The sequence below is a fragment of the Paenibacillus sp. 1001270B_150601_E10 genome (assembly GCF_015558675.1).
Taxonomy (GTDB): domain Bacteria; phylum Bacillota; class Bacilli; order Paenibacillales; family Paenibacillaceae; genus Paenibacillus_B.
This window is the reverse complement of record NZ_JADMOL010000020.1, coordinates 46,397-64,857: the sequence shown is the minus strand read 5'-3', so window position 1 is coordinate 64,857 and position 18,461 is coordinate 46,397. Positions and strand designations below refer to the sequence as shown.

Below are 18,461 nucleotides of genomic sequence, written 5' to 3'. Positions count from 1 at the left end.
TATTAGGCACGCCGCCAGCGTTCGTCCTGAGCCAGGATCAAACTCTCCATAAAAGCGAATTTTGTTTGCCGATTCAAGAATCGAACAAAGTTCACATTAAGTGTTTGACTTGCTCATTTGTATTGCTGACGAGAATGTAATTCTCAATAATGTTTCACTCGTTGTTCAGTTTTCAAAGAACAAAGTTAGTTACTTTCTTTTGCTCACCGCCTCATCAGCGGCGACTTTTATAATATATCATGTTCTTTTCGAGAAGTCAACATCTTTTTTTCAATGTTTATTCGAAAGAAGTTTTACTTTCGTTTTTCCCTCAAGAAAGGAACGAAAATTAATTTATCATAAAACTACAATTTACGTCAACCCTTTTTCTTATTTTTTTGCACTAACCTGTTCTAAGGGTTAATTGTTCTGAATAAAGCGGTGATTGCGGGCATACCGTGACAAGTCTTTAGGGCTTGCAATACGTGCGTACATCCGGAACACAGTGCGATATCGTGTCGCGATGGCTCTTCTCACATCACGGTCTAAGCGTTGATCGGACAAATCCAGCAGCATTTCGTCAAGCTCCTTGCGTAGCATATAACCTAGCTCTTTACACTCTTTCTCATTAAACAGAAAACCTAGCACGACATTGCAGCCTCCTCAAAACAATCCATCTATAGTGTCACCCCCCCATAAGAGAGGAAAAGCGACATCACCCTATACATTGCACATCACGCTATGGCGTTCGCGCATGCATCTCATGAATGCCGCTTTACTGTTATGCTCATTTTTTGAGAATTTTATCCTGACCCTTCCATACTTATCGACTGTTAGCTGCCGTATTCTACATCAAATCCCGCTCCACTTTAAGCAGCAGACATCAGCCAGAACGTTATCGTGCTCTCAATAATCGCTGCAATCAGCAATATGAAGGTTATCCATACGGCAGCAGCTGCTGTCTTCTTCGACCAAAGGCCAATTGTTAAGTTTAAAGGATTAGAACGATATTGCGCCGACATGCGCTGGAATATCAGAATACCAAAGCGCAAGCCAAAGGCCGCTGCGATAATAATAGCCGGAATCTCTAGGATGCCATGCGGCAGCAGCCCCTTCACCACAACGGTCGTTATATCGACACCGGCAGCGCTCATGATTCGGAGCAATAGCCCAAGCACCATTCCGTTAATCACCAAAAATGCTGCGGGTATTATACCGCCTATAATGCCTGCAAACATAATTAATACAGACTTGATTGCATTGTTATAGAAGATGGTGATAAAAAAAGACAGCTCTTGATTAGGTGATTGAGCCATCTGCTGCTGCAATTGTTTAAGTGCCTCTAGCTGCCCCATTAGAAATTCCTCTAGTGCAGTTGATCGATTCCCTATGATATAGCCCACGACCATAAGAAGCGCAGATGCGACAATATACCATTTGATCTCCATTAGAGATCGGATAAAGGCTTTAAAGCTTAACATATTCGTCCCCTTTCTACTCTCAGACCTTCTTATCCCGCTTCATTAAGCAAGTCCATGTTGTTTGTCATAATTCCATCCTTCAAGCATACAGTGTATTAAACAAGCGTGACAAGCCATAGATGGCCTGCCGCTAATCGCTACGTACGAGAGGAGCGCACATGGCATGAGTTCTTTTTATGTGTTCAGTGGCAAGAAAATTAAACGCGTCTTCTTCCTTGTCGTCGCCGCCATATTTGCCGCGGGTGTCGTCTATGTGGAGAGTGACAACATCACTGTATTCTCAGAAGGAAGCCCATCAGCTATTTACAGTGTTCCAACCGAGAAGAAACTTATTGCTCTAACCTTTGACATCAGTTGGGGTGAAACCAGAACACAGCCGATTCTTGACGTTCTCGAGCAAAAGGGAGTAAAGAAAAGCACCTTTTTCCTGTCATCTCCATGGAGCAAGACCCATCCTGATCTTGTCAAAAAAATCATGGATGCTGGTTATGAGATCGGCAGCCACGGGCACAAGCATGTAAACTACAGCAGCTTAAGCGACGATGAAATTCGCAAGCAAATCTCAACCGCGCATCAGATCCTTTCTGATCTGACCGGTAAGGAGCCTAATTTAATCCGTATGCCAAACGGTGATTTTGACAAGAGAGTCCTTACGATTGCAGAACAGCTTAACTACAAGGTTATTCAATGGGATACAGATTCACTTGACTGGAAAAACCCAGGCGTCGATGCCATTGTCAATCGCGTGATGAAAAAGGCACATCCAGGCGACATCGTACTCCTGCATGCCAGTGACTCCTGCAAGCAGACTCACCTCGCCCTTCCTGTCATCATCGATCAGCTTCGCGCACAAGGGTATGAATTCGTAACGGTCTCTGAGTTATTGCAGCAAACGGAAATGAAGGACAAGACCATACAAGATCAAGCGATGCTTATGGAGCAGCTTGAAATGGCAAATGGTTTATAAAGCCATTAATTGATCGAAACCTTCCTTCACAATATAAGACAAAAAAGAGCTGATTATGAGGATCAGCTCTTTTTGACGTTATGGGTATTAAAGCATTACGAAGCTGCTGGACTGGCTTCCACGGGGCTGGCTTTTCCATTTTGGCCAACCAATTTATGAAGAATAAGAATTTGATGCGCATTACAAGCAACAAGTGGAATAAAGACAAACCATGTTGCCAAGTTACTAATATTAAGTGCCGATAAGGTTTCGACCGCAGTGCCTGCAATCATAAAGAACATCGTTGGAATAAATGCCGACTTATTCGTCGCGCGCACCTTAAATCTTGAAACGATAAACGCGATCACGAGCAGTGCTATCCCTAAAATGATATCCGTTTGAAGCTTACCATTGCCCCCCAGCATGGTTCTTAAGAACATAACATCAAGCAGTACGAATACAGTCAATATCACTTGAATGTAAAGCCAGCTTTTCTTAAAAAAGCCTAGAGCGATATAATTCAAGGTCAGGTATGCAAAAAAGCCCATCTGCGCATATACACTGATCATGAATCCGCTAAATATTAGCTGAAGGACATTAATGAGGATATCCCCCGCTCCTCTCATGTTCGACAGCTCTTGTTGGAATAGCTGCATGGACAAGCCTGTAAGCAGCATTAGCCCTCCGCCAACACAGAGGGATGTCCAAAATAAATGCATCCATTTTTTAATATTCACGGTGCTCCACCTCCAGAATATTCATTATTTTACCAGTAGACTCAACAAAAAACTATTGCTGTTCAACATAATTCATAAATTGTTACGACATACTACGCGTGAAGAAGGTTTATTGAAAGGAGATCAGCCGATGAGATCTGCCATCATTCGAGGAGTCGTTCCATGGCTTGCGATATTGCTGCTTCTATCTGGGTGTGCTCAGGAGCAGCAAGCCTCAAGCGGTCAAATGGATTATAAAGAGATGAAGTCGATGGTCGTCGATATTCTCAAGACAGAAGAAGCTCAAAAAGCAATTCAGTCCTCGCAAAGCGGTTCCATGCAAATGCAGTCTGTCAATATCCAGCAGGCTCAAGAACAAATTCGACTGGCCGTAAAGGACACCCTTGTTTCTCCTGATTATCAAAAGGAATTTGAAAAGATCATGAAGGATCCAAAGTTTGCAGCAGAATTCGCCAAGGTCATCAATAAGGATAATAAACAGCTTCATAAGGAACTCATTAAGGATCCCGCTTATCAACAAGCCGTGGGAGATGTTCTAAAGTCTCCTGACCTCATGAAGTCTTACTTGGACATCATGAAAACACCTGAGTATCGCAAGCAGCTTATGGCTATTATGAAGGAATCCATGAATACTCCGCTATTTAAGCTGCAGGTCATGGAGCTTCTGTCTAAAGTTGTGAAGGAAGAGCTTGAACCGAAACAGCAAGGCTCTGAGCAGCAAGGCCAACAAGGCCAAAGTGGAGGCGGTCAAGATGGTGAAGGCGGTTCCGGCGGTGGTGGCGGTGGCGGAGATTCTGGCGGCGGCGGTGGCGGCAGCCAATAAGAATGTATGGTCTTACGTTTTTTACCACAAGGCCCGTCGAATATAAAAGGGAGCCTGTATAGGCTCCCTTTTTTTACACTAAAGGTGATGATGCAATAACTTCACTATACTTGTCCGCGATCAATTAATGATTGCGCAAGCTCGATATACATTTGGCCGATCGTGTGATCTGCCTTATAGACCGACGGAGAGAAATCCGGCTCTTGCGGATGATTGTCCGCTGCCCCTAGCGGAATCTGAGCAAGCAGCGGCACATGCAGTGCCTCAGCAAGCTTTCCTCCGCCGCCTCTCCCGAATACATATTCCTTCTCGCCGCATTTTCCACACTGCATATATGCCATGTTTTCGACTACGCCAATAATCTCATGGTTTGTGGACATTGCCATCGTCCCTGCTCTAGCCGCAACAAATGCTGCTGTGCCGTGTGGTGTTGTTACGATTATCTCCTTACTTTGTGGGATCATCTGATGTATATCCAAGGCAACATCTCCAGTGCCTGGCGGCAAGTCCAACAAGACAACATCCAGGTCTCCCCAAGCCACTTCAGCAAAGAAATTGCGAAGCATCTTGCCAAGCATCGGACCACGCCATACGACTGGGCTGTTATCTTCAACAAAGAAGCCCATGGACATAATTTGAACGCCAAATCGCTCAATCGGAATCACTCGCTCGTTCTCAACGATCGGGCGATCTTCTATTCCCATCATGTCTGGAACGCTAAAGCCGTAAATATCGGCATCTATAAGCCCTACTTTTTTCCCTAAGCGTGACATTGCAACCGCCAGGTTTACCGTAACGGTAGACTTGCCTACTCCGCCTTTACCACTGGCAACAGCGATAAACGTGACATTCCGTTCTGGGTTCAATAATGGACTGAGTTCTTCAAGATTGGCTCCATGCCCTTGTGGAGCATGCGGATCACGGGTTACCGAGCTCTTAGGCTCACGCAGTCCTGCCTGCTCTAATTCTTGCTCAGATGCCAGGCGGATGCGAATATGAGCTTGTTCCACTCCAATCGATGCAAGTTTGGCCTTTGCAGCTTCCGTTACCTGTTCTCGAACAGATGCATCTGCTGCATCCGGAGATAACACGATGGTCATGGATACTTGCTCCGGCTTAATCATCACGTCTCGGATCCACTGCAGCTCCGCGAAGGATCTGCAGCTGGTTGGCTCGACTAGGTCTATAAGTGCCTCAACTATTTGCTCGCGTGTAATCAAGATGCACACCCCATCTCTATCTATGCATAATAGGTATTTCTTTCCTCCATCGGCTTTATTATAGCATATTAATGATGGGAGATGGACTCGCCTGATACGTATCTTAGTATCCCTTTATAGATTGAGGCGGCCACTTTGATTTGATATTCGTCATCAGCAAGCATGCGAGACTCTGCAGGATGGGATAAGAAGCCTACTTCAACCAGAGCTGACGGAATATTCATATGTTTTAGCATATAGAGATCACGATCATCCGGCTTTGCTACACGATCTGTATTTTCAAGATTGCGCTTAATTTCTTCTTGAATAAAATAAGCAAGGCTTTGATTCTGCTCCAGATTATCCGAATAGAAGGTTTGGGCGCCGCTCCACTTATTGGACGGAATGCTGTTCATGTGGATGCTTACGAGCAATTCTGCCTTTTTATCTTGAATGAGCTGTACCCGCTTCTTCAAGTCTTCTGCTTTCCGCTTAGAATATCCCCTGGTTCCCTCGTTAGCCAGATCCACATCTGTTTCTCTCGTCATGACAACGACTGCTCCTGCCTGCTGCAAATAATCGCGTAGATGAAGCGTGATCGCAAGATTGATGTCTTTCTCGATGACGCCTTGTTTGCTGGAGGCTCCTCCGTCAGGACCGCCGTGCCCTGCATCTAAGGCAATGACTTTTCCTGCAAGCGGCAAGGTCCAATTGGTCCAGGTCTTCTCTGTCGGAATATCCACCATGATGATGACTAGAACAGCAGCAATTAATATTAGGCTGATCGCCCATTGTCTTACTCTTTTAAGCGAGACCCATAGAATGAAGTTTTTCCTCGTCTTTTTTGGCATCGCACGAACCGACCTCCTGTCCATACCCTCATTCATCTATATGGGGGGAGAAGGACAAATATACACATGTCCTTATACGATGATGACCCTTTTATACCAAGATGAGTCACTCTATGTAAAAAAGCGAATGCACCCCTTCTTTAAGGAAGGATACATTCGCTCTGTTAATGGTTAACACTATTAATCTTACACGCTAGCTGGCTGCTCTTGCATGCCTTCGATCAGAATTTCCGCGACTTCTGGTCTTGAAAACTCTGGCGGCGGGCAGATGCCATCCCGTAACAACGCTCTTACTTTCGTTCCGGATAAGGTTAAATGATCTTCTTTGGAATGAGGGCAGGTCTTGCTGGAAGCCATGTTGCCGCACTTGGTACAGAAGAAGCTATGCTCAAAGAATAGAGGCGTAATATCCAACTCCTCTGGCTCAAAGCGACGGAAAATCTCCTGTGCTTCGTATGTGCCGTAGTAGTCGCCAACCCCCGCATGGTCTCTTCCCACAATAAAGTGGGTACAGCCATAGTTTTTACGAACAATCGCATGGAATATCGCTTCTCTTGGCCCTGCATAGCGCATGGCGGCCGGGAATACCCCTAGGAACACTCGATCCTTCGGATAGTAGCCTTCAAGCAGTGCCAAATAGCTTTTCATTCGCACGTCTGCCGGTACGTCGTCGGATTTGGTTTCGCCGACTAGCGGGTTAAGGAACAATGCATCGACGATTTCCATGGCGCTCTTCTGGATATATTCATGTGCACGATGCACAGGATTGCGCGTCTGGAAGCCGACAACTGTCTGCCATCCACGCTCCGCAAACAATCTTCTCGTCTCTGCTGGGTCATAATAGTATTCCTCAAAGCGTTCAGGCTTTGGACGCTGAATAAGCTGGATACTGCCGCCTACAACTGTTGTCGGGCGCTCTAGGAGCTTCTGTACACCAGGGTGAGCCGTATCCGAGGTTTTAAACACATTTACGGCCTCATGCAGCGGATCGATCTCATATATCGATTCCACTTTAATCGATCCGTACGTGATTTGGTCTTCCTCGCCAACAAGTGCAGCCAGCGCACCAATTTGGAGGCTCTGTGCAACTTCAGGGCGAACAGCAAGCGTAATTGGAATCGACCATACGACGCCATTGCTGAGTCTCATTGAAGAGACGACACTGTCATAATCCTCTTGATTCATAAATCCCGTCAGCGGCGAGAACGCTCCTACGCCTATGAGATCAAGATCAGAGATCGTCCACCGGTTAATGGGAATAACAGGTGCATCCGTTAATTGCGTTAGCAGAGAGCTCTTTGCCTCTCCTTGTACAAGTCGATTTATTAATTGTCCACCGTGTGGCTTGATCGCTGTCATGCTTCTTACTCCTCTCATCCTTGGTGAAGTCCGCATTCAATCTTCTCGGAGTTAGACCAGCGTCCTGCACGAGGATCTTCCCCATCTAGAACAGGTCTTGTGCAATACTTGCATCCGATGCTTGGGAAGCTCTTATCGTGCAGCGGGTTATAGATGACTTGATTCGCTTTAATATAAGCCCATACATCCTCTGAGGTCCATGCTGCAAGAGGATTGAACTTCACAAGTCCAAACTTCGTATCATACTCAATCTTTTTCGCATTGGCTCTCGTTGGGGCTTGATCGCGGCGAATCCCCGTAATCCATGCATCATACTTGCTCAACACTTGAGTTAACGGCTCTACTTTACGAATATTGCAGCAGGTGTTCGGGCTAGACTTCCACAGTTCGGGTCCAAATTGTTCGGCTTGTTCATCTGGGGTAATTAGAGGACTTACGCGGTTGAATTCAAAGTTGTAGTGGGAAGCGATGCGGTCACGGGTCTCATAGGTCTCATCAAAATGAAAATCAGTATCAAGATAAAAAATATCTGTCGATGGACTGATCTTCTGCAGCATATCAACAATCACAACATCCTCTGCCCCAAAGCTGCAGGCAAATGTGAGATTCGGGAACGTGTCAACAGCCCAGGCAATGACTTCTTCCGGGGACGCCGTCTCAAAGTGAACGGCACGCTCATGGATTAACGCTTCTTTCTCTAATAAATTCATAAAGCCCTATCCTCCATTATTAATCCCTACTATTTTGGTATGTTTAATGAATTTAGTGTAATAAAATTTCCTCTAATTGTCAATTGCTTTTTTTCATTCTGATACAAAGTATATTCAGCAAAAAATAAACCGGTGCCTAAGCACCGGTTTGTAAACGAATGGGATTAATGATGCAGGGCATGATCAGCTGCATAATCTTTGCCTGACCAGATGAGCTTTGACGTCCATTCGGCTTCACCTGTCCAGAAAGGATCATCTATAGGGAGGCCTAGAGGAAGCAGAACTGTTGAACATAAGTAAAGGCTGCCCGTTGAGATGTATTCTTCGCCTAAGCCTGGCTGATGTCCGCTTAAGCCGATTGTCAACCACCCTTGTTCATCAAATGTGTGTGGAGCGTCAAAACAACGCTTCATCGCAGCTGTGAGCGCACCTCTAACCTGAGCTGGCTGCAGCGTACTAGGCAGCTCTTTTTTCCATGCCAATTGTGCCAGCAGATGAAAGGCACCTGTACGGTATGCAATGGATCTACCGATCGGTGGAAACGTTCCGTCAGGCGAGATCATGCGCTCCAGCTGCTCTGCATGCCGCTGTGCCCGTATTTTCATTTTCTCAAAACGATTCGACCAATCCGGATATACCTCCCCAACTGTATCCAAGATATCGATCAGCATGGGTTGGATGACAAAGCTGTTGTAATAATCGGCATGATAGTTCACACCATCTCCATAAACGCCATCGCCTACATACCATTGTTCATGCTGCTTGATGCCATAATCAATCCTCATCGGATCCCAATCATCCTGCTGAAAGGCATACAATGCAGCCTCTATCATTCCCGAAAACAACAGCCAATTGTTAAAATGCGGTTTTCTACTGCGGGTTTGCTTCCAACCTTGGATCAAGTTAGCCTTTACACCCTTACTCTGCTGATGCCAGAGTACATTTGGCGCACGCAAGAAAGCTTCGCAAAGAAATGCAGTATCGACAATCGGTTGATAGCCTTGCGAAAGGTTCATATAGTCTTTGGCTTCAGGGTTAAACGCGTGTTCTAATGCTCTTGTAGTAAGCTGCCGCAATTCGGCTCTCAGCGCCTGCTCACGCTCATCCCCACCCTCAGCTTCCAGCCACGGTGAAATGCCGCATAATAGACGTCCTAGCGCCTCTAGGTGGGTGTATAAGGCCCTATCCTTGCCAGAGGATTCAACGGGCATAATCTCCTTCAAGCGATCTTCTGCTAGCGCTTCCAAAATTGGTCGAGATAAACGATCTAGACAATCCAGCCAATAAGCTCGATCCTGCTTGGCTTTATTATCTGCATGCACCGTCATGTGATGTTCAAGCTTGGTATGATCCACAGTCTACACGCTCCCATCTGATGGAAAAGTTCATTCTATAGTCCATTCTTCAAACATAGTAAAAAACCTCCCTCCATTATGGAGAGAGGTGCATCATCAGCTTGAATACTAGTCCTTAGTCGTAAAATGATATCGTTGCTGTTCCGCCAAACGCCTTATATACGTAGAACTCTGCTCGTTTGTTGTCACCATCTACAAAGCCGCCAATGCTGCGAAACGCTCCACAAGCACCCGGGTATAAATATACATATCCGACGCGGTCGTCAGCATTATCGGGGTCATACTCATACAAATTATAGTATCCAGAAGGACCTGATTCTAAGCAAATTAAGAAGTCTCCCCCAGCAGATTTCGCTTGAGCGCTTGTCGTGACAAATGTCGATGACCCCAAGTAATCCCATTCTCCTGCCCCCATTGGAGAAATGACATTTTCTCCGTCAGCCGCAAGCGCAGTCGATAGCGGGACACTGAACACCAATAGGAACGTCAAAACAAACATCATCGATTTCTTTGAAACCATTGCCTTCAGCATACTCTTCAAAATATCAATCCTCCATTGAAAAAGATTCATCACACAATGGAAAATGTATCACAGTCCCCTTGTCAAAGTAACCCAATGGATGTCGACTTTGTTAAAGAACTGCTAAAGAGTATATGAATTTTGCCATATAAAAAACCCCGAACCATATGATTCGGGGTTTGCAATCCTGTAAACAGGATATTAACGTTTCGAGAACTGAGGCGCACGACGTGCAGCTTTGAGTCCGTATTTCTTACGTTCTTTCATACGTGGGTCACGAGTCAAGAAGCCAGCTTTTTTCAATGCTGGACGAAGCTCAGGATCCGCTTTGAGCAACGCACGGGAGATACCGTGACGAATTGCGCCTGCTTGACCGGAGATACCGCCACCATGAGCGATAACCAACACATCGTATTTACCAACTGTCTCTGTAAGGTTCAGAGGTTGTTTTACGATCAACTTCAAAGTTTCCAAACCGAAGTATTCATTAAGGTCACGTTTATTGATAACGATGCGGCCTTCACCTGGTACAAGGCGAACACGCGCTACGGAATGCTTACGACGACCTGTCCCATAGTATTGTACTTGTGCCATGAAACTGTCCTCCCTTTTAATTAACCGCGAAGTTCGTAAACTTCAGGTTGTTGTGCTTGATGTGGGTGCTCTGCGCCAGCATATGCTTTCAAACGAAGCTTCATTTTGTTACCCATACGAGTCTTTGGCAACATACCATGAACAGCAAGCTCGATCATACGCTCAGGCTTGTTAGCCAACATTTCTTGAGCTGTTGTCACTTTCAATCCACCTGGATGCAAGGAGTGACGATAGTATTTCTTATCAGTGAGTTTCTTACCGGACAATACAATTTTGTCTGCGTTGATGATAACTACGAAGTCACCGCCATCCACATGTGGTGTGAATGTTGGCTTATGCTTACCGCGGATTAAAGCCGCTGCTTCAGTAGCAAGACGACCAAGCGTCTTTCCTTCAGCATCAATAACGAACCATTTGCGTTCTACTTCAGCTGGTTTCGCCATATATGTCGTACGCATGAGAATAATCCTCCTCTAATCATTTGCTGCGACCTAAGGGTGCTTTACAAATTCAAGTTCACTTTATATGTCATTCAGTTACGTAATTACATATCCAAAAAAGGTACTTCTCTTGTTGTGTCTCTTTACTGGGGGCCGTGGGAAGCCGTAAAGAAACACAAAATTTATTGTACAGGAATCCGGGCATTTATGCAAGTTGTTTTTTACGATAATACCGTATTACAACCGCTCTAAACCATCATACTCTACTTTCCAGAGCATAAGCCCACATGGTACTGCCGTAGGACCTGCTTTATAACGATCTCGAGCTTGAATAATCTCAGGAATTTGATCAGGTCTACGCTTGCCTTGACCAACTTGAAGTACGGTTCCTGCGATAATACGCACCATATTGTAAAGAAAGCCGTTGCCGGTGATATAAAGATGTATCCTGCCTCGATCCGGATGCCCCGTACAGCTTGGCTCATGCTCCAGCCAGGATTGATAGATGGTGCGAATATTGGAAGTCTTGGTCGACTTCGGCGAAGCGAAAGACGTAAAGTCATGCTCTCCTTCGAAATACGACATCGCTTCCTTCATCGCGTCAATCTTAAGAGGCCGTGGATGAAAGAGCTCCGTTCTACGCGTAAATAGATCCGGAACACGTTCCGAATAGATGGAGTAACGATACGTCTTGCGTTTCGCCGAATAACGAGAATGAAAGTCTAGTGGAGCCTCCCATACCTCTGTTATTACGATATCCTTAGGCAGCCTGGAATTCATGGCAATCATCCATCGTTCAACGGGAATCTGCGACTCCGTTAGGAAGTTGAAGACTTGTCCTTGAGCATGAACGCCTGCATCCGTACGCCCAGATGCCAAGATCGATATCGTTTCGCCAGTAAGCTGCTTTATCACCGCCTCAATACAACCTTGAACAGTTGGATCTTCAGGCTGTGCCTGAAAGCCGCAATAAGCAGTGCCCTCATAGGCAACAGTCATTCCAATATTTCTCATACTACCCTCCGAAACTGCCGATTACATGATAGTAGGATTCCTAGCATGACAAAAAGAAAAGCTCCTCTAAGGGAGCCTTCTTTCACACTGCTGAAGCAGTCCTCATATCGTGCGCATCAAGCATGCAATTACGCGCGGTCAACCAGTTCCAAGTAAACCATAGGCGCGGAGTCGCCACGGCGAGGTCCCAGTTTCATGATGCGAGTATAGCCACCTGCACGTTCAGCATAACGAGGTGCGATATCGGAGAAAAGCTTTTGGATTGCATCTTTTTCTCCATCAACCGTCTCGCGGCGAACGAATGCAGCAACTTGACGACGAGCATGAAGATCACCTTTTTTAGCTTTAGTGATCAGCTTTTCAGCGATAGAACGAACTTCTTTCGCTTTAGCTTCAGTCGTTTCGATACGCTCATACAAGAACAAATCAGTTACCAAGTCACGGAACAACGCTTTACGAGCGCTGGAATCACGACCTAACTTTTGGTATGCCATAATAGTTTCCCCTCCTTCTCTGTACCTAGTCCCGTATTAATCTTCTTTACGCAGACCTAAGTTCAGCTCTTCAAGCTTCTCTTGTACCTCTTCCAAAGACTTGCGGCCCAAGTTACGAACCTTCATCATGTCTTCTTCCGTCTTCGTGATCAGCTCTTGAACTGTATTAATGCCCGCACGCTTTAGACAGTTATAGGAACGAACAGAGAGATCGAGCTCTTCGATGGTCATCTCGAGCACTTTCTCTTTCTTATCTTCCTCTTTTTCAACCATGATCTCAGCGTCTTTCGCTTCGTCAGTAAGTCCTACGAATAGCATCAAGTGCTCTGTAAGAATCTTAGCGCCGAGGCTTACCGCTTCCTCAGGTCGAATGCTGCCATCGCTCCAGACTTCAAGCGTAAGCTTGTCGTAGTTCGTTACTTGACCAACACGCGTATTCTCTACACTGTAGTTCACACGAGAGATAGGCGTATAGATCGAATCTACTGGAATGACTCCAATAGGTTGATCGTCACGCTTGTTGCGGTCAGCAAGAACAAAGCCACGTCCACGATTCGCATAAATGCGCATGTGTAGTCTAGAACCTTCAGCTAAAGTTGCAATGCGGAGATCCGGGTTCAAAATTTCCACATCGCTATCCGCACGAATGTCACCTGCTGTTACTACACCTTCGCCATCCGCATCGATCTCAAGAATTTTCTCTTCATCGGAGTGGATTTTGAGCGAGAGTGCTTTTAAGTTCAAGATAATCTCTGTAACGTCCTCATAGACACCAGGAATTGTCGAGAACTCATGCAGTACGCCATCAATCTGAACAGATGTAACAGCTGCACCTGGCAGGGAGGACAGCAAAATACGGCGAAGGGAGTTCCCCAATGTTGTGCCATAGCCGCGCTCAAGCGGTTCTACCACGAACTTGCCATATGATCCTTCCTCATTGACCTCTACGGTTTCGATTTTCGGTTTTTCGATCTCAATCACTCTATAACCCTCCTTCAAAACGTCGCTCACGTTACCTTCTATACACCTACGGTCGGTTTATTCGTGCAGTAATGCCTAAACAACCATTATTACCAACAGGCGTTAGTTATATACGACATAAGCGCCCCGCGTATGAATTATACGCGGCGACGTTTTGGCGGACGGCAGCCGTTGTGCGGAATTGGAGTTACGTCTTTGATCATGCTAACTTCCAATCCTGCAGCTTGCAAGGAACGGATGGCAGCTTCACGGCCTGCGCCTGGACCTTTAACCATAACTTCAACTGTTTTCATACCATGTTCCATTGCAGCTTTAGCAGCTGTTTCAGCAGCGAGCTGAGCTGCGAATGGAGTAGACTTACGCGAACCTTTGAATCCGGAACCGCCGGAGCTCGCCCAAGAAATTGCATTACCATGCGGATCTGTGATCGTTACGATCGTGTTGTTGAACGTAGAACGGATGTGTGCTACGCCAGATTCAATATTTTTACGGTCACGACGTTTAGTACGAACTGCTTTTTTTGGTTTAGCCATTGCTACTTATCCCTCCTTACTTCTTCTTATTCGCTACCGTACGACGAGGGCCTTTGCGTGTACGAGCATTAGTTTTAGTACGTTGACCACGAACAGGCAAGCCACGGCGATGGCGGATACCACGATAGCATCCGATCTCTACCAAACGCTTGATGTTCAGGGAAATATCACGGCGGAGGTCACCCTCTACCTTAATGTTCTTGTCGATTACCTCACGGATTGCGTTTACTTCCTCTTCAGTCAAATCACGAACGCGTGTATCTTTGTTAACACCCGCTTGCGCGATCACTTTCTGAGAAGTTGTTTTACCGATCCCAAAAATGTATGTTAAGGCGATCTCAACGCGTTTATCACGTGGCAAGTCTACACCAGCTATACGAGCCATTTACGCTACACCCCCTTCTAAATTATCCTTGTTTTTGTTTGTGCTTCGGATTTTCACAGATTACCATAACATTACCTTTGCGGCGAATGACTTTGCATTTTTCGCAAATAGGTTTAACAGAAGGTCTTACCTTCATGATGAATACCTCCCAGTTCTTAAGTTGCTCACACGACGAGTGCTACTTTCGATATGTGATGCGACCTTTGCTCAAATCGTAAGGCGACAACTGTACGACCACTTTGTCCCCAGTTAGGATACGGATAAAGTGCATCCGCAGCTTTCCTGAAACATGGGCGAGAATTTGATGTCCGTTCTCGAGTTCCACACGGAATGTTGCATTGGGCAACGGTTCAATAACCGTTCCTTCGACTTCAATCACATCTTCTTTAGCCAACGTTAATCCCCCTTATCTTCCACATTTGCAGCGGACAGCTGCTTCGTATAGTTTTGTATCACGTAACGGAGCTTGCTGTTCGTAACCCGTCCGCTTTCTTTTAAACTATCGACAACCTCATGACTTATCGCTTGCTGCAGCTCTACATGAAGCATGTTTTTGCGTTTAGGCTGGTCAAACTTTCGTTTATCCCCATCCGCTATGATAACGAATCGCGGTTCTTCAATACCAATGATAACGGCGTAAGAGCCTTCATCACGACCTTGAATGACTTTAACCAACTGACCAAGCACTGGAGTCGGAATGTCTTTCATCTCCGTCACCTACTCTTCAAGTTTCGTTAAAATCTCGCAACCATCTGGTGTTACAGCTACAGTATGCTCAAAGTGAGCACACCATGTCCCGTCCACCGTCACTACCGTCCAGTTGTCCGCTAGCGTCTTCACATAACGCTCTCCGATGACAACCATCGGTTCAATTGCAAGCGTCATACCCGGCTTAAGCCGTGGTCCACGGTCAGGTGTACCGAAGTTTGGGATCTGCGGTTCTTCATGCAGATCTGCACCAACCCCATGCCCTACGTATTCACGCACGACAGAAAAACCTGCATCCTCGATCACACGTTGTATAGCATGAGATATCGTGTATAAACGAACATCTGGCTTAACAAGTTCAAGTCCGGCATAGAGCGAACGCTCTGTCACCTCAAGCAGCTTCTTCGCACTGTCTGAGATCGTGCCTACTCCATATGTCCAAGCAGAGTCACCGTGATATCCACGATACTGTGCACCAATGTCGATGCTGATGATGTCGCCCTCGTTTAAGACGCGATCACCGGGAATGCCATGCACCAATTCATCATTAACTGATGCGCAAATGCTTCCGGAGAAACCGTTATAGCCTTTGAAAGAAGGGGTAGCCCCTTGACTGCGAATGAACCGTTCCGCAATGTTATCAAGTTCACGGGTTGTTATACCCGGTTTGACGGACTCCGCCATAAGACGGTGCGTCATAGCAACAATTCGCCCAGCTTCTCTCATGAAGCCAAGTTCCACTTCGGACTTACAAATGATCATGGAGTTAACCTCTCAGTAGCGATACGATCTCGGATGTCACCGTATCGATTTCCTTCTCCCCGTCAAGCTGACGCAACAAGCCTTTTTCTGAATAGTAGTCCAGCAAAGGAGCAGTCTTGTTGATATACTCATCGAGGCGAGTACCTACTTTTTCTTCCGAATCATCGGAACGTTGGTAGAGCTCTCCTTGATCCTTATCGCAGATGCCTTCTTGTTGTGGCGGATTAAAAATGACATGGTACGTTGCACCGCAAGTCTTACAAATCCGTCTGCCAGTGAGGCGTGCAAGCAAAAGCTCACGGTCAACATGAAGGTTCACAACATGATCTAGCTTGCGTCCCATGGCTTCAAGGATGTCGTCAAGTGCTTCCGCTTGTGCCAACGTACGTGGGAAGCCGTCCAACAGGAAGCCCTGTTCACAGTCTGGCGCTGCGAGTCGTTCGCGCACGATACCGACTGTGACGTCATCCGGAACGAGCAGACCATTATCCATGTATTCCTTTGCCTTTAAGCCGATTGGCGTTCCTTCTCGCATCGCTGCACGGAATGCATCGCCTGTGGAGATATGAGGAATACCGAACTCTTGAACAATGCGTTCAGCCTGCGTCCCTTTACCTGCCCCAGGAGGCCCCATGAATAGAATGTTCATCGAATGTCACTCCCTTTATGGTAAGCATAGGCTTAACTACTTCGGAAGTGTTATCTTTCGATGGCATTCGTTAAGCCTCTGCTCTGCAAGAAACAGCACAATAGGTGCCGAGGGGCCTTAACGGCTCCATCAGAACCTATTGCCTATTTATTAATAAAACCTTTGTAATGGCGCTTGATCAATTGGCTCTCCACTTGTTTCATCGTATCCAGCGCAACGCCGACAACGATCAGCAAGGAAGTACCACCAATCTGAACTCCACGTGGCAACCCAGCAAGAGCGCCGAAGAATACCGGAAGTACAGAAATGATAGATAAGAACAAAGCACCTGCTAGCGTAATACGAGACATGACTCTTGTCAAGTATGTTGCTGTTGCTTTACCTGGACGGATGCCAGGAATGTATCCACCGTTCTTCTTCAATTGATCCGCCATTTGCTGTGGATTCATTTGAACGAACGTGTAGAAGAACGTAAAGCCGATGATTAACAGAACGTACAACACCATACCAAGCGGTTTGTCGTAGTACATGTTGTTAATAATCCATTTTGCCCAAGATTGGTCAGCCCAGAACTGAGCGATCGTAATTGGGAACATGAGCAACGATACTGCGAAGATGACTGGAATTACACCCGCACCGTTCACTTTGAGTGGAATGTGGGTATTTTGACCGCCATACATCTTGTTTCCTACAACACGTTTTGCGTATTGAACTGGAATTCTGCGATTACCTTGCTGAATGTAGATAACCCCAACAATGATGAAGATGACGAAGAGCAAAATAACAAGCACTTTCACAATGCTAAGGAACAGAGATCCTGAATTTTCGACAAACTGAGATTGATAGATCTGGCCGATATGTGTCGGGAAAGCCGCCACGATACCTGCGAAGATCAAAATCGAAATCCCGTTACCGATTCCCTTCTCGGTGATCTGCTCACCCAACCACATCAGGAATGCTGTACCTGCAGTCAATACGATTGCAATGACGATATACGTCATAAGCGTTGCATTCGGAACCATTTGCAATCCGTACAAGCGGTTGAATCCAATCGCTGTACCAAATGCTTGAATGAGACCTAAGCCGATTGTTGCATAACGCGTTACCTGAGCGATCTTACGCTTACCAACTTCACCTTCCTTGGACCATTGCGTGAACTTAGGCACGACATCCATGGAAAGCAGCTGCATAATGATCGATGCCGTAATGTACGGCATGATCCCTAATGCGAAGATGGAAAACTTGAACAAAGCGCCGCCCGAGAAAGTATTTAACAAGGCGAACAAGTCAGTACCTTGGTTTGCTGTTTCGAACACCGTCTTATCGACGCCAGGCACCGGAATAAAGGAACCGACTCGATACACGATCAAGACCATAAGGGTAAATAAGATCTTTCGTCTTAAATCCTCGACTCGCCAAATATTGGATACGGTCTTGAACATTAGATCACCTCGGATTTACCGCCGGCAGCCTCGATTTTCTCTACCGCAGATTGAGAGAACTTATTAGCTTTAACAGTCAGGCTAACAGACAATTCGCCATTACCCAATACTTTAATACCGCTCATTGGGTTGTTAACGATGCCTTGCTCCATCAACAATTCCGGAGTAACTTCAGTACCAGCTGCAAAACGGTTCAAGTCAGCCACATTCAATACCGCATACTCTTTGCGAGTTGGGTTGTTGAAACCGCGCTTAGGCAGACGACGGTACAATGGGTTCTGTCCACCTTCAAAGCCAGGGCGAACACCACCGCCGGAACGAGCATTTTGACCTTTATGACCGCGACCTGCAGTCTTCCCGTTACCAGAAGCAATACCGCGTCCTTTGCGGTAGTTCTCTTGGCGGGAACCAGGTGCTGGAGAAAGTTCATGTAACTTCATCGTTCGTCGCACCTCCTTAATGATTTATGCCACTAAATTTATGTCTTTGACACATTGAA

General features: G+C 46.1%; 25 protein-coding genes. 2 read left to right on the top strand and 23 right to left on the bottom strand.

Features of this window, described 5'->3' with window-relative positions; all coding sequences use genetic code 11:
* Nucleotides 1–399: 399 nt before the first annotated feature.
* Both I2H74_RS23750 and I2H74_RS23745 read right to left on the bottom strand, forming a co-directional pair.
* Nucleotides 400–627 (bottom strand): hypothetical protein, encoded by a 228-nt coding sequence (locus I2H74_RS23750; protein WP_195576714.1) that lies wholly within the window; start codon nucleotides 625–627, stop codon nucleotides 400–402.
* A gap of 221 nt (nucleotides 628–848) precedes the next feature.
* A complete protein-coding gene (locus I2H74_RS23745) occupies nucleotides 849–1,460 on the bottom strand; it encodes a stage II sporulation protein M (protein ID WP_195576713.1) in 612 nt (203 codons plus the stop codon).
* 163 nt (nucleotides 1,461–1,623) lie between these two features.
* On the opposite strand from I2H74_RS23745, the gene pdaB reads away from it, so the two are divergent.
* Nucleotides 1,624–2,427, top strand: coding sequence for a polysaccharide deacetylase family sporulation protein PdaB (gene pdaB, locus I2H74_RS23740; protein WP_195576712.1), 804 nt, complete (start codon nucleotides 1,624–1,626; stop codon nucleotides 2,425–2,427).
* A gap of 95 nt (nucleotides 2,428–2,522) precedes the next feature.
* On the opposite strand, the gene I2H74_RS23735 is transcribed toward pdaB, so the two are convergent.
* On the bottom strand, nucleotides 2,523–3,143 hold the full coding sequence (locus I2H74_RS23735; RefSeq protein ID WP_195576711.1) for a KinB-signaling pathway activation protein: 621 nt from the start codon (nucleotides 3,141–3,143) through the stop codon (nucleotides 2,523–2,525).
* A 130-nt stretch (nucleotides 3,144–3,273) separates the two neighbouring features.
* Between I2H74_RS23735 and gerD the strand changes: the two genes are divergently transcribed.
* The gene (gerD, locus tag I2H74_RS23730) at nucleotides 3,274–3,966 is read left to right on the top strand and encodes a spore germination lipoprotein GerD (protein WP_195576710.1); all 693 of its coding nucleotides are present in this window, start codon (nucleotides 3,274–3,276) and stop codon (nucleotides 3,964–3,966) included.
* Between the two features lie 104 nt (nucleotides 3,967–4,070).
* Here gerD and I2H74_RS23725 read toward each other — a convergent pair whose 3' ends face one another.
* The 20 genes from I2H74_RS23725 to rplO all read right to left on the bottom strand — a co-directional run bounded on the left by I2H74_RS23725 (nucleotide 4,071) and on the right by rplO (nucleotide 18,402).
* Entirely contained in the window at nucleotides 4,071–5,186 is a 1,116-nt protein-coding gene (locus I2H74_RS23725) for an Mrp/NBP35 family ATP-binding protein (RefSeq protein ID WP_229506157.1), read from the bottom strand.
* Between the two features lie 68 nt (nucleotides 5,187–5,254).
* A complete protein-coding gene (gene cwlD, locus I2H74_RS23720) occupies nucleotides 5,255–6,016 on the bottom strand; it encodes an N-acetylmuramoyl-L-alanine amidase CwlD (RefSeq protein WP_195576709.1) in 762 nt (253 codons plus the stop codon).
* A 186-nt stretch (nucleotides 6,017–6,202) separates the two neighbouring features.
* Entirely contained in the window at nucleotides 6,203–7,375 is a 1,173-nt protein-coding gene (gene sat, locus I2H74_RS23715) for a sulfate adenylyltransferase (RefSeq protein WP_195576708.1), read from the bottom strand.
* 14 nt (nucleotides 7,376–7,389) lie between these two features.
* On the bottom strand, nucleotides 7,390–8,085 hold the full coding sequence (locus tag I2H74_RS23710; RefSeq protein ID WP_195576707.1) for a phosphoadenylyl-sulfate reductase: 696 nt from the start codon (nucleotides 8,083–8,085) through the stop codon (nucleotides 7,390–7,392).
* Between the two features lie 164 nt (nucleotides 8,086–8,249).
* The gene (locus I2H74_RS23705) at nucleotides 8,250–9,413 is read right to left on the bottom strand and encodes a DUF2264 domain-containing protein (RefSeq protein WP_195576717.1); all 1,164 of its coding nucleotides are present in this window, start codon (nucleotides 9,411–9,413) and stop codon (nucleotides 8,250–8,252) included.
* Nucleotides 9,414–9,555: 142 nt separating this feature from the next.
* Nucleotides 9,556–9,972 (bottom strand): hypothetical protein, encoded by a 417-nt coding sequence (locus I2H74_RS23700; RefSeq protein ID WP_229506162.1) that lies wholly within the window; start codon nucleotides 9,970–9,972, stop codon nucleotides 9,556–9,558.
* 189 nt (nucleotides 9,973–10,161) lie between these two features.
* Complete coding sequence (gene rpsI, locus I2H74_RS23695; RefSeq protein WP_085499048.1) at nucleotides 10,162–10,554, bottom strand: 30S ribosomal protein S9; 393 nt, start codon at nucleotides 10,552–10,554, stop codon at nucleotides 10,162–10,164.
* A 20-nt stretch (nucleotides 10,555–10,574) separates the two neighbouring features.
* Entirely contained in the window at nucleotides 10,575–11,012 is a 438-nt protein-coding gene (gene rplM / locus I2H74_RS23690) for a 50S ribosomal protein L13 (protein WP_195576706.1), read from the bottom strand.
* A 219-nt stretch (nucleotides 11,013–11,231) separates the two neighbouring features.
* The gene (gene truA, locus I2H74_RS23685) at nucleotides 11,232–12,008 is read right to left on the bottom strand and encodes a tRNA pseudouridine(38-40) synthase TruA (RefSeq protein WP_195576705.1); all 777 of its coding nucleotides are present in this window, start codon (nucleotides 12,006–12,008) and stop codon (nucleotides 11,232–11,234) included.
* 128 nt (nucleotides 12,009–12,136) lie between these two features.
* Entirely contained in the window at nucleotides 12,137–12,502 is a 366-nt protein-coding gene (rplQ, locus tag I2H74_RS23680) for a 50S ribosomal protein L17 (RefSeq protein ID WP_085499042.1), read from the bottom strand.
* A 36-nt stretch (nucleotides 12,503–12,538) separates the two neighbouring features.
* Nucleotides 12,539–13,483: a DNA-directed RNA polymerase subunit alpha gene (locus tag I2H74_RS23675; RefSeq protein WP_195576704.1), complete on the bottom strand. Its 945-nt coding sequence runs from the start codon at nucleotides 13,481–13,483 to the stop codon at nucleotides 12,539–12,541.
* Between the two features lie 137 nt (nucleotides 13,484–13,620).
* Nucleotides 13,621–14,016: a 30S ribosomal protein S11 gene (gene rpsK / locus I2H74_RS23670; RefSeq protein WP_085499038.1), complete on the bottom strand. Its 396-nt coding sequence runs from the start codon at nucleotides 14,014–14,016 to the stop codon at nucleotides 13,621–13,623.
* A gap of 16 nt (nucleotides 14,017–14,032) precedes the next feature.
* A complete protein-coding gene (gene rpsM / locus I2H74_RS23665) occupies nucleotides 14,033–14,401 on the bottom strand; it encodes a 30S ribosomal protein S13 (RefSeq protein ID WP_195576703.1) in 369 nt (122 codons plus the stop codon).
* 22 nt (nucleotides 14,402–14,423) lie between these two features.
* Complete coding sequence (rpmJ, locus tag I2H74_RS23660; protein ID WP_003333770.1) at nucleotides 14,424–14,537, bottom strand: 50S ribosomal protein L36; 114 nt, start codon at nucleotides 14,535–14,537, stop codon at nucleotides 14,424–14,426.
* A gap of 42 nt (nucleotides 14,538–14,579) precedes the next feature.
* Complete coding sequence (gene infA / locus I2H74_RS23655) at nucleotides 14,580–14,795, bottom strand: translation initiation factor IF-1 (RefSeq protein ID WP_006676514.1); 216 nt, start codon at nucleotides 14,793–14,795, stop codon at nucleotides 14,580–14,582.
* 2 nt (nucleotides 14,796–14,797) lie between these two features.
* On the bottom strand, nucleotides 14,798–15,109 hold the full coding sequence (locus tag I2H74_RS23650) for a KOW domain-containing RNA-binding protein (protein ID WP_195576702.1): 312 nt from the start codon (nucleotides 15,107–15,109) through the stop codon (nucleotides 14,798–14,800).
* Between the two features lie 9 nt (nucleotides 15,110–15,118).
* The gene (gene map, locus I2H74_RS23645) at nucleotides 15,119–15,871 is read right to left on the bottom strand and encodes a type I methionyl aminopeptidase (protein WP_195576701.1); all 753 of its coding nucleotides are present in this window, start codon (nucleotides 15,869–15,871) and stop codon (nucleotides 15,119–15,121) included.
* Between the two features lie 4 nt (nucleotides 15,872–15,875).
* A complete protein-coding gene (locus tag I2H74_RS23640) occupies nucleotides 15,876–16,520 on the bottom strand; it encodes an adenylate kinase (RefSeq protein WP_195576700.1) in 645 nt (214 codons plus the stop codon).
* A gap of 143 nt (nucleotides 16,521–16,663) precedes the next feature.
* Entirely contained in the window at nucleotides 16,664–17,962 is a 1,299-nt protein-coding gene (gene secY / locus I2H74_RS23635) for a preprotein translocase subunit SecY (protein WP_195576699.1), read from the bottom strand.
* Nucleotides 17,962–18,402, bottom strand: a complete 441-nt coding sequence (gene rplO, locus I2H74_RS23630; protein WP_085499024.1) for a 50S ribosomal protein L15 — start codon at nucleotides 18,400–18,402, stop codon at nucleotides 17,962–17,964. Before rplO ends, secY begins: the two co-directional genes overlap by 1 nt.
* Between the last annotated feature and the right edge of the window lie 59 nt (nucleotides 18,403–18,461).